This is a genomic window from Candidatus Aquicultor sp., assembly GCF_054640775.1.
The window spans coordinates 1,787-12,615 of sequence record NZ_JBTSLF010000078.1; the positions used below are offsets into that span (position 1 = coordinate 1,787).

Below are 10,829 nucleotides of genomic sequence, written 5' to 3' on the forward strand. Positions count from 1 at the left end.
TGGTCGCGCCGGAGATACCGTCGATATCTCCCAAATAGTCACCCAGGGCTTTTATCATGATTTCCATCTTGCTTACCAGGTTATCGACGATCAGGCCTACCTTATTGTCGCCGTAACCGACCACTACCACATGAAGGCCTTGGTCGTTTTTACGATCCCCGTTTCCTATATGGCTAAATAGCTCGCCTAACCTGAGCAGCGGAAGGACGTTGCCGCGCAGGAGGATGGTCTCGAGTTTGTCGACTTTCTTGATATCGCCTGTTTCGAGGCGGAGGACTTCTTTGACCATGCTGAGCGGGATAGCGTAAAGTTTCTCACCCAGCACGACGATCAAGGCATCAACGATAACCAGGGTCAGAGGAAGTTTAATAATAAACTTGGTACCTTTGCCCAGTTCGGATTCGATCTCGACTGCCCCGTTTATCTTCTTGATATTGTTCCTGACGACATCCATACCGACGCCGCGTCCCGATATCTCGGAGACTTTCTCGGCGGTACTAAAGCCAGAGAGAAATATAAGCTCGTATGCGTCACGGTCGCTCATTTTCTCGGCCGCCTCCGGCGTGAGAAAACCTTTCTTTATGGCTTTATCTTTGAGCTTTTGGGGGTCTATGCCACGACCATCGTCTGATACCTCAACGACGATGTGGTTCTCCTCATGCCTGGCGCCAAGGTATACACTGCCCTCGGCGGGCTTCTTAGCTTTCTTGCGGATATCCGGAGTCTCGACGCCATGGTCTATGGCGTTTCTTAATATATGGATAAGTGGATCACCGATCTCTTCGAGAACGGATCGGTCGATTTCTGTCTCCTGGCCCTCGACGACAAAGTTGATCGACTTGCCGGCGATTCTTGCCAAATCCCTCACCAGCCGCGGGAATTTATTAAAGACCTGCTCGATAGGGAGCATCCTGGCCCGCATTACTTCCTCTTGAAGCTCGTTCGTGATTTGACCGATCTGCGCGGTGACCTCGTTGAGTGTTCCGCTTAAATCCCCAAGGCGGTAGTTATCTGCAAGGTCGGAGCCTATTTGAAGAAGCTGCGTTTTGCCTATGACGAGTTCTCCTACCAAGTTCATCAAGTGGTCGAGTCGCTCGACATCGACCCTTACGGTTTTAACGGCCGCGGCTTGCATCTGCTTGATTTCTTGCTGGCTCTTGCCTCGCGCCTCCGGCCCCAGGTCCTCCGCTCTTTGATCCATAGAGGAGTCTTTTGGAGAACCGACCGGTTCTGCTGCGCTTTCTTCGACTTCGGCTTCTGCATCGGATTGATATGGCTCAATCGAATAGCTCGAGAGTTCCGATATGGATTTTATGATGCTTTCGATGCTGCTCTGGTCCTCATTAGCCGTCAGGATTATCTCTAAGTCACTTCCGCAGTCGCCATTTTCGATGGCTTCGCTGCCCGGGTGAGTCTTTATTATCTGTCCTACCGGTTGCAATTCTTCTACTACCTGGAATATCCTCACCGAAGGCATGGGGCAGTCGTCCGCTATTCTGACCTTTACGCAGAACGCTTGGGAGCCCGCTATCTCGGCCCTGTTGATACTATCTATTTCATGATCTTCGAGAGACAGTGAAGTGGTGGGTTCCTCTTGTTCTGGGGCGGCTGGGGCGCCTTCGGCAAACGCCAGGATAGTGGCGCTCAGCCCCTTAACATTAATATCGGTTGATTGTAATGTGTAGCATTCGTCCTTAAGTGTTTTAAGGGCATCAAGGCAATCAAGCAATAAGTCGATCAGCTCGGTGCTAACTGCAAGCTCGTCTTTTCTTAGCTTATCGAAGAGCGTCTCCATAGCATGGGTAAGCTCAGCCATTCGCTCGTGGCCAAGCATGCCTGAAGAACCTTTGAGGGTGTGAGCGGCACGGAATATCTCCTGCATAAGCTCGGGGTTCTGTCCCTCTTTTTCTAACCGGAGGACATTTTCATCAAGCTGCTGGATTAACTCCTCAGCCTCTTGCACAAATACCTTTAAATCATCTGGTGATGCATCAAATACTAGGTCCATTCCTGACTCCCATATTTATTGAAAGCTACGGTCCTCTCTAAATTAAAAGCAGCAAAAGTATTGTAAAAGCTTTAAAGCTACGGCAAACGTGCATAACGATTCAAAGCATCTTTGCAAAGCGAGAACAAGCTTCTCGCTAAGATCAGACGGTAGGGCTTTGCCCCCCTAAGCCACTTGCGAAAGATCGGTTACATTGTCGACCGGAGTCGCACCCATTTCGACAAGAAGCTTATCAAGATCAAGCAAGATGATGAGTCGTTCCTCTAGCTTGCCGATCCCTTTGAGATACTGTGAGCCCACGCTCTCGACAATCGTTGAAGGTGGCTCGATTGCATCCGTCGCGAGACGGAGCACCTCCGAGACCGCATCAACGATCATGCCGACGGTGTTCCCCAGAACGTTTACAACTACGATGCGGGTAGCCTTTGTCTCATCATCCACACCGAGGTTGAACCGTTCCCGCAGATCAACGACAGGAATGACTTTACCTCGCAGGTTTATGACACCCTTTACATACATCGGGGCCCTGGGTACTTCTGTGATCGGTTGAAGCCTGATGATCTCCTGAACTAAGGAAATATCGATACCGAACGATTCTTCACCTACTTCAAAGACCACTAGCTGGTCTTGCTCAAATGTTTGCTCCTCGCTCACGTTTAACCCTCCTACTACCCTATCTGAAATTTCTCGACAAGCTCATTCAGCCTGTTGGCCATAGCTGAAAGCTCTATTACCGATGCAGCGATCTCTTCGACCGATGCGGTCTGCTGCTGCGACGATGCTGATATCTCCATTGCCGATTGTGCGGAGGTTTTAGACGACATCGACATCGACTCGACAACTTTTACAACCTGGTCGGCAGAAGCCGCCACTTCCTCAGTTATCGCGGTGTTTTCCTGCGTTATAGCGGCAATTTGATCCATGGCTGAAGCTACTTTACTGGAGGAAGCCGATATTTGCTCTGCCGCCTGGGAGACTTCTGCAATCTCGGACACAACCTGCTCTACAGATTGCATCATTTCGGCGATTGCAGTGCCCGCATGTTGGGCTAGCTCGCTTCCTGACTCAACCTCACTCATGCCTTTTTCCATGGCATCAACCGCCTGCATGGTCTCGGTTTGAATGCCCTTGATAAGCTCTGCGATCTCTCCTGTTGCACGGGCGCTTCTCTCGGCGAGCTTTCTGACCTCATCTGCCACCACTGCAAAACCTTTACCGTGCTCTCCCGCTCTGGCTGCCTCGATGGCTGCGTTAAGGGCAAGGAGGTTGGTCTGCTCTGCGATGTCGTCGATGACTTCGATGATCTCACCGATTTGTTTGGACTTTTCTCCGAGTTCTTGGATTTTAGTTGCGGACTCGGTAACCGTCTCACTTATCCTACTCATGCCCAGGATGCTTTCCTCGACGGCCTCCTGGCCCCTCGATGCTACAACCGAGCTTTCGGATACGACATTGAGTACCGTTTTTGCATTATCCGCAACTTTATCGATTGCGCTGGCTAACTGATTCATGCCACCGGTCGTTTCAGCCACGCTCCTCGATTGCTCAACGGCTCCCTTTGAAACCTGGTCTATCGCATTCGCAATTTGGTCTATCAGTACATGCGCCTCATCGGTTGATTTGCTTTGCAGGCTAGCTTCATGGGCAATGCCGGTGATAGACCCTGATATTTGAGTGGTTGTCACGCTTATTGCATCAGAGCCTTCTGCAAGCCCCCGGGCTGACGTTGCGAGTTCCCTGGCCGTTTCGGAGATCTTCGTGAACATTTCTTGTTGTTTGCGGACAAGCAAGCCGTTAAATGTTGAGTAGTTGAGTGCGACGACTAGGAAAACGAAGATACCGCCAAACAAAAACACAAAGCTGACCAAGAGGTTCGGGTCAAGAATATGTATGTTTTTTAGCAATATCGTTCCATAGGCAACATAGCTTGCAAGAAAGGCCACCATAAATGCAAAAAGGCCCATCCATCTCTTGCCATACTCCGTCTTCTTAACTATCGTGATAAGCCTCCGGCAGTTTATGACTGCTGCAAGCATGACTAATGCACCTAGTGCTATTATGATTATTGGTAACATTGTCTCCTCCTTCAAATCACTGTATAGTATCGTCTTAATCCGTTATCCCTTTAGTCGCCGGTAGGGATAAAGGATTTTAACAGCTCATCAAGTTCTTTCGACATCGCGGCTACCTGCTGGGCGGATGCTGAGACGTGCTCAACTGAGGTGCCGGCCTCTTTCCCAACGGCCAGTATTTCCTGTAGTGACGATAAAGATTCCTCGTGGCGCATCATCAGGTCGCCGACACATTTTAGTACCTGTTCGCTTGAGGCGGTAACCTCCCGCGTAAAGGCTGTATTCTCATCCGCTACATGAGCGATACTGTTGATCGACTCCAGTGCTTTGTCTTGTGATGCGATCATCTGGTTGGCGGCCGAGCGGACAGATGCTATCTCCATCATCACTTCTTCGGTTGAATCCATCATCTCGGTGATTGCCTTCCCCACGCGTTGTGTGAGTTCATTTGCGGCCTCGACCTCACTCGTGCCTTTCTCCATGGCTTCGACCGCCTGCATCGTCTCATCCTGAATACCCTTGATAAGCTCTGCGATCTGACTTGTTGCACGGGTGGACCGCTCGGCAAGCTTTCTTACCTCATCTGCGACCACCGCAAAGCCTTTGCCATGCTCTCCCGCTCTGGCTGCCTCGATGGCTGCGTTAAGGGCAAGAAGGTTGGTCTGGCTTGCGATGTCGTCGATGACTTCGATGATCTCACCGATTTGTTTGGATTTTAGGCCTAAAGCCTGGATTTTATCGGCGGATGAGAGAACGGTGCTCCTCATGGCATCCATTCCGGATATCGCCTCATCTATCGACTCTTTTCCTATCTCGGCGGTACCTAGATTATCGGATGCGACTCTTGCGACTATATTTGCTTTCTCAACTACATTGCCGACGGCGGTTGAAAGCTGCTCGATAATACTGTAGGCTGCGGCAACGTCTTGCGCTTGCCTTTGGGCGCCGTCTTCGACTTGATTTGCCGCGGCCGAGATATTGCTTACTAGATCGTTGACTTCGGTTTCTACACCGGTCTGCTCCTCTGCCCTGCTGGAGAAATGAAAGATCGATTCAGCTATACTTGTTCCCGCGTTTTCAGCCTGTTTTGAGCTTTGAACAATCTCTTCTAAGGAGAACGATAAATTATTTGAAGCATCGGATAATTTTACAAACGCTTGCATATGGGGGTTGACGAGCTTGCGCTTGAGTGCACTATATACGGCGGCCATGACTATGATTGAGAGTGCCAACAGCAAGAAGTTTATGGAAGTCGCTCGTTTCGCTGCAGCACCTGCTTGGTTTGACAAATCAGTTTGATTGGCGTTAACAAGATTATAAAGATTGCCGGCATTAGCAGAGGCCCTGTTTACAGATACATCATAGGCTTTGAGCTCCCCTATAATGTCTTCATTGCTCGGCGTTAGAGTAGTCTTCTTAGCGAGCGGCTTTAAGCCCCTTCTGCTTTTTGACTTGGTACCCTTCGCGGTAACTGCCTTGCTCTGGTTCTGATCGACGGTTTTGAAAACATTCTGGGCTTGCTTGTCGGCTTCAGCCATGTTGGCTTTGAGTTTCCCAAGGAACTGCCTGGCTTCAGGTGAGATGATCATCCCGCCGACTGTACCGAGCTGTTGTTCGATGACGGAATGGGATGCTTTATACGCTTGTGCGCCTTGTGTGCTCGTGTTTGTCGCTGCATCGTGCACCGGGGTTTTGCTTCGCTCAATCGCAAGTTGCAAATTACTTACCGCCTCGATTTTTTTTACCGTATCTTGAAATGATCCGGTGCCATTTTGCTCGAACGACCTACCGGGACTATTGAATACGATGATAATTGACGGTAAAAGTATCAGTATGAGGCCCGCTAGGATCTTCGTACTGATTGTAGCGCGGTATGACATTATAACCCCCTGATATGTTATAGCTTTATGCTCTTTAATGATTTGTAGCTGCTTTATTGTTAAACCCTTATGTTTTTGGTTTTACGCAACGGCCTTAAGCTGGCCAGCCTCAGGAATGAGTCTTTCTAAATCCAGCAGAAGAATGAGTCTTTCATCAAGCCTTCCGATTCCTCTTAAGTACTTCTCATATGATTCAATAATCGACGACGGCGGTTCGATTTGATTCGTCCCTATCCGAAGGACTTCGCTTACCGCATCGACGATCATTCCTACGGTTGAGCCGAGAACATCGACGACAACGATACGGCTTGACTTTGTTTCTTCGGTTTGAGCAAGACTAAACTTATCCCGTAAATCTATTATCGGGATAACTTTCCCTCGCAGGTTTATAACTCCCTTGACGTGCATTGGCGCCTTCGGTACATCGGTTATTTGCTGAAACCGTATGATTTCTTGAACCGAGCTGATGTCGATGCCGAAAGACTCGTTTCCTACTTCAAAGACGACTAACTGATCTTGTTCTAAGGATGTATCTATTGCCATATCGCACCTCCGCTGATTATCTGATGTAAGTAGTTGCACTAAACGGCGATCGTCCATTTGCTTGGTAAACTGCGCCTGCTATACTTATGAAAAGCACTTGGCCGTTTTTCTTGGTAACCACCGATAGAGCCATCACTGGGATATTTAATCGACCAATTGTTGCTAAGGGTTTAGTAGAAAATCTTACGATTTGAAGGCGGGGTTTTTTGGTTTGCATACGGTTGTAAGACAATCGTATGCCACTTGCATTAGCAAGGCAACTCTGGGATATTTATTAAGATAATAACGGCTGTTCTTCTATTGCCGGCACACCTGGTGTATACCTGGTAACCTAACTTCCGGCAAGCCCATAAAGAGATAATCATACCGGTGAATCACAGCACATAACGTTGTCGGATTGGAAAGTAGCTATGAACGTAGATAAAGACCGGAAAGATACTGGTATTAATCATATTATATATGCATTACTGCTTACATTCCTCTTTGTAGTATGCTTCGCTGGATTTGCTGTTGCGGAGCCGACAGACCAACCTCTGCAAGCAAGTGAAGCCAAGGTCCTTGAGGGCCAGCATGCGGCGGGCGATACGACCGATAGTGCCCCGGTCTTAAAAAGCGAACGTGCCAAGTCGGATAAGAAGATAGATACCCCCTCGGAAGATCAGCCAAAAAAGAAAGTTTCGGCTGAGAGTGATTACAAGCTCCGGGCGGATTCAAAATCTGATGGCCAGCTGCATCTGGACTCGTACCAGGACCCCGGAAAAACGAAAGAGGAATCGAGCCCGATTATCCAGGTTCTGCAAACGATCTTCGATTTCATTAAGTATGTCTTTTACTTGGCCATTGTCCTTGCCGTCGGGTTCCTCGCTATCTATGGGGTCAAAATGTTTACGACGAAATATAATACCCTTACAGGTGGCGGCAACGACCTGCTGAATATCCTGGAGGTAAAGTACCTTGCGCCCGGCAAAGCGGTATGCCTTGTTGAAATAGCCGACAAGGTGCTTGTTCTAGGGTTGGCAGGGAATAACATCAACCAGCTCAGCGAATTTGTAGAGATCGAGCAAGTCCAAGCGCTTAAGCAAGCGGCGGCACGGAAGCCGGAAGCGCTTCAACCATTCCAGGCCGCTCTCGAGAAGCTCACCAAAAGATTCACCGCTGCTCCCGCAAAAAAATCCAGAAAACCCGTGCGGAAGCGCCGCGAGGCCGCTCCGCAAGAGGAAGCTCATTGGAGCGAGGAACTCCACTCGACCGGAGACAACATAAGAAAACTTCTGGAGGATATTAAGGAACAGGATACCAAAAAAAGGGGTTCGCGGCAGAGTCCAAAGCGTGACAGAGGTGAAAAGCGCAAATGATCAGTGCTTCGCCAAGGACAAAGACGACGGTAAAGGTCGGCCTCTTGGTCCTTGCAATCTTATTCAGCGTTATGACAGGCTATGTGTCAGCGGAAACGGCATCTAATGGTATTTCCGCGAACGGCATTCCTTTGCCTAAGCTCTCGTTTGGGGTCGACTCGGCAAAGGGGCCGCAAGATATTGCGGTAAGCCTGCAAGTCCTGCTCTTACTTACGGTACTGTCGCTGGCACCGGCCTTGCTGATTATGGTGACTTCCTTTACCAGAATCGTGATCGTGCTCGCGTTTATAAGAAACGCCTTGGGTACGCAGCAGATACCGCCGACCCAGGTGCTTATAGGTTTGGCACTCTTCCTCACGCTTTTTGTTATGATGCCCGTCTTTGGTCAGATCAACGACAATGCGATTAAGCCCTATACGGCAAAACAAATAAGCTACGATAAAGCCTACGACAGGGCGTCCGAGCCCATCCGGCTGTTTATGTTTAGGCAGACGCGCGAGAAAGACCTGTCGTTGTTCGTGTACCTTGCAAAACTTAAACGACCGAAAACGCAATCCGACATCCCGACCTTTGTGCTTATCCCTTCATTTATTATTAGTGAACTCAGGGCGGCGTTTATTATCGGCTTTTTGATATTCATACCGTTTTTGATCATCGATATGGTAGTCGCAAGCGTGCTTATGTCCATGGGTATGATGATGGTGCCGCCCGTTATGATCTCCCTGCCCCTTAAGATATTATTGTTCGTTTTAGTCGATGGCTGGCACCTTATAACGAGAGCCCTGGTCATGGGATTTAATTAAAGGGAGTGAAAAGACGTGACGGATTCGCTGGCGATGGAAATCGGGAAAAGCGCGCTTATCGTGACCCTTGAGATCGCGCTTCCTGTGCTGCTTTTTAGCCTCGTCGCGGGTCTGGTTATAAGCATCCTGCAGGCGGTCACGCAGATACAAGAGTTTACGCTGACGTTTATCCCAAAGGTCCTTGCCACCGTGCTCGCGCTTGCCATATTCGGCCCGTGGATGCTCCATGTGATTGTTGATTTCACGACTAATTTATTTATTAACCTGCCCCACTACCTCAAATAAGCAAGGGGGTATGCGCATTGGATATGTTCCAGCCCGATGTCAACCATATCTTAGCATTCTTGCTGATCCTTACCAGGGTTTCAGGAGTGTTTTTCCTTGCCCCGATACTCGGCAGCCGCAATATCCCAACGCAGGTGAAAATTGGTCTGGCGCTAATGACGTCGATTGCGCTCTTTCCCTTTATCGCAAGTCCTCATATAGATAAATCGATCGATATGATCAACTTCACATTGCTGATCGCTAAAGAGTTAAGCGTTGGTGCGATCATCGGGTTTACCGCCAACCTCGTGTTCATGGGATTTCTGCTTGCGGGGCAAATCATCGATTTTCAAATGGGATTTAGTATGGTGAATGTGGTCGACCCGCTCAGCAACCTCTCGGTATCGATTATGGGCCAGTTTAAAAACCTGCTTGCGGTGCTTATCTTTCTGGCGATCAATGGGCATTACTACTTGCTCACGGCGCTTGCCAAGAGCTTTGATATCGTTCCACTTACAACGTTTGCGATGACACCGGGGGTAACAGAAAACTTCTTAGGGATGATCGTCAACATGTTTATAATCGGTCTAAAAGTCGGCGGCCCGGCAATCGGTGTTCTCTTTATGACAGACCTCGCGATGGGCCTTATATCGAGAGCGGTGCCGCAAATGAACGTCTTTATTGTGGGAATGCCGCTTAAGATAGCGATAGGATTTGCGACGGTCATCGCTATGCTCGCATTCTTCTCTACATATGTTGTGAAAATCTTCGGCCAGATGCCGGAGCAGTTACTTGGCGCAATTAAATAGAAGTCATTTAATCAGGAGCAAGCATGGCCGGGGATAAGAGCGCACATACAGAAAAAGCGACGCCTAAGCGAAGATCTGAGGCGCGAAAAAAGGGGCAGGTCGCAAGGAGTGTGGAGGTCAACTCCGCCCTTATTATCCTGGCGCTGTTTGTTGCGATACGGGCTTTCGGGCAGAATATCTATACGAGCTTAAGCGATCTTATGCGGTTCTTTCTCTCAAGCCCGGCCTCATATGAGCTTAACGAGAAAACTGTAGCCAGCCTCTTTCTTAGCCTGGCTCTCCTTTTCCTGAAAATCGTCCTGCCGATTGCCCTCGTCGCCCTGGTGGTAGGGGTTATCGCCAATATCGCTCAAATCGGTTTTATGTTTACGTCAAAGCCCCTCGTGCCCGACGCGAAGAAGATCAGTCCCCTCTCCGGGGCATCGCGATTGTTTTCAGGGCGATCCATGGTGGAGCTGATAAAGTCTTCGCTCAAGCTCATCGTTATCGGCTTTACGGCGTACTCGGTTATAAGGGGCCGCTACTCCGACATAGTGACCACACTTGATATGGATATCTGGGATACGCTCGCGGTATTCGGCTCGATACTCTACGATGTCGGGATAAGAGTCGGGGTTACACTTCTTATCATGGCTTTGTTCGATTATATGTACCAGCGCTATAGCTTCGAGAAGAGCATCAGAATGACCAAGCAGGAGATAAAAGAAGAGTACCGGCAGATGGAAGGTGACCCGCAGGTTAAGGCACAGATCAGGCGCAAACAGCAGGAGATGGCTGCGGCTAGGATGATGCAGGCGGTACCGACCGCCGATGTGGTTATCACGAACCCGACCCGGCTGGCGATCGCTTTGAAGTACGACACGGAAACTATGGCCGCCCCTAAGGTAGTCGCAAAAGGCCAGCGCTTGATAGCGGAAAAGATAAGGGAGCTTGCGAAGGAAAACAACGTACCGATTGTTGAGGATAAACTTCTTGCGCAATCCCTCTTTAAAACCGTTGATGTGGACAGAGAAGTCCCTTACGACCTGTATAAGGCGGTGGCCGAGATACTCGCGTATGTATATCAGCTTAACCGGGGGGTCAAACGCAACAACT

Annotated in this window: 10 protein-coding genes; 5 read left to right on the forward strand and 5 right to left on the reverse strand. The window is 49.3% G+C overall.

The genetic code is table 11. The features are described 5' to 3' along the window. The 5 genes from ACYC56_RS07860 to ACYC56_RS07880 form a co-directional block, all read right to left on the reverse strand. Positions 1-2,008, reverse strand: a 2,008-nt coding sequence (locus ACYC56_RS07860; protein WP_461373629.1) for an Hpt domain-containing protein, incomplete at its 3' end; no start/stop codon positions are given. A gap of 165 nt (positions 2,009-2,173) precedes the next feature. After that, on the reverse strand, positions 2,174-2,662 hold the full coding sequence (locus ACYC56_RS07865) for a chemotaxis protein CheW (protein WP_461373630.1): 489 nt from the start codon (positions 2,660-2,662) through the stop codon (positions 2,174-2,176). A 14-nt stretch (positions 2,663-2,676) separates the two neighbouring features. Continuing rightward, positions 2,677-4,083 carry a methyl-accepting chemotaxis protein gene (locus tag ACYC56_RS07870; RefSeq protein ID WP_461373631.1) on the reverse strand — a complete coding sequence of 469 codons (1,407 nt, stop codon included), beginning with the start codon at positions 4,081-4,083 and terminating at the stop codon, positions 2,677-2,679. Positions 4,084-4,133: 50 nt separating this feature from the next. Next, positions 4,134-5,960 carry a methyl-accepting chemotaxis protein gene (locus ACYC56_RS07875; RefSeq protein WP_461373632.1) on the reverse strand — a complete coding sequence of 609 codons (1,827 nt, stop codon included), beginning with the start codon at positions 5,958-5,960 and terminating at the stop codon, positions 4,134-4,136. An 81-nt stretch (positions 5,961-6,041) separates the two neighbouring features. After that, entirely contained in the window at positions 6,042-6,503 is a 462-nt protein-coding gene (locus ACYC56_RS07880) for a chemotaxis protein CheW (RefSeq protein ID WP_461373633.1), read from the reverse strand. A 410-nt stretch (positions 6,504-6,913) separates the two neighbouring features. Between ACYC56_RS07880 and ACYC56_RS07885 the strand changes: the two genes are divergently transcribed. The 5 genes from ACYC56_RS07885 to flhB form a co-directional block, all read left to right on the forward strand. After that, entirely contained in the window at positions 6,914-7,858 is a 945-nt protein-coding gene (locus ACYC56_RS07885) for a FliO/MopB family protein (protein ID WP_461373634.1), read from the forward strand. After that, a complete protein-coding gene (gene fliP, locus ACYC56_RS07890) occupies positions 7,855-8,661 on the forward strand; it encodes a flagellar type III secretion system pore protein FliP (RefSeq protein WP_461373635.1) in 807 nt (268 codons plus the stop codon). Before ACYC56_RS07885 ends, fliP begins: the two co-directional genes overlap by 4 nt. Positions 8,662-8,676: 15 nt before the next feature. Then, positions 8,677-8,946: a flagellar biosynthesis protein FliQ gene (gene fliQ / locus ACYC56_RS07895; RefSeq protein WP_461373636.1), complete on the forward strand. Its 270-nt coding sequence runs from the start codon at positions 8,677-8,679 to the stop codon at positions 8,944-8,946. Between the two features lie 23 nt (positions 8,947-8,969). After that, on the forward strand, positions 8,970-9,734 hold the full coding sequence (gene fliR / locus ACYC56_RS07900) for a flagellar biosynthetic protein FliR (protein ID WP_461373638.1): 765 nt from the start codon (positions 8,970-8,972) through the stop codon (positions 9,732-9,734). 23 nt (positions 9,735-9,757) lie between these two features. After that, positions 9,758-10,829: flagellar biosynthesis protein FlhB (flhB, locus tag ACYC56_RS07905; protein ID WP_461373637.1), on the forward strand; the 1,072-nt coding region annotated here is incomplete at its 3' end.

Excerpts from the sequence above, each read along its gene's own strand:
- ACYC56_RS07870 (WP_461373631.1), bottom strand. The coding sequence starts at position 4,083 with ATGTTACCAATAATCATAATAGCACTAGGTGCATTAGTCATGCTTGCA.
- ACYC56_RS07875 (WP_461373632.1), bottom strand. The coding sequence starts at position 5,960 with ATGTCATACCGCGCTACAATCAGTACGAAGATCCTAGCGGGCCTCATA.
- ACYC56_RS07880 (WP_461373633.1), bottom strand. The coding sequence starts at position 6,503 with ATGGCAATAGATACATCCTTAGAACAAGATCAGTTAGTCGTCTTTGAA.
- ACYC56_RS07885 (WP_461373634.1), top strand. The coding sequence starts at position 6,914 with ATGAACGTAGATAAAGACCGGAAAGATACTGGTATTAATCATATTATA.
- fliP (WP_461373635.1), top strand. The coding sequence starts at position 7,855 with ATGATCAGTGCTTCGCCAAGGACAAAGACGACGGTAAAGGTCGGCCTC.
- fliR (WP_461373638.1), top strand. The coding sequence starts at position 8,970 with ATGTTCCAGCCCGATGTCAACCATATCTTAGCATTCTTGCTGATCCTT.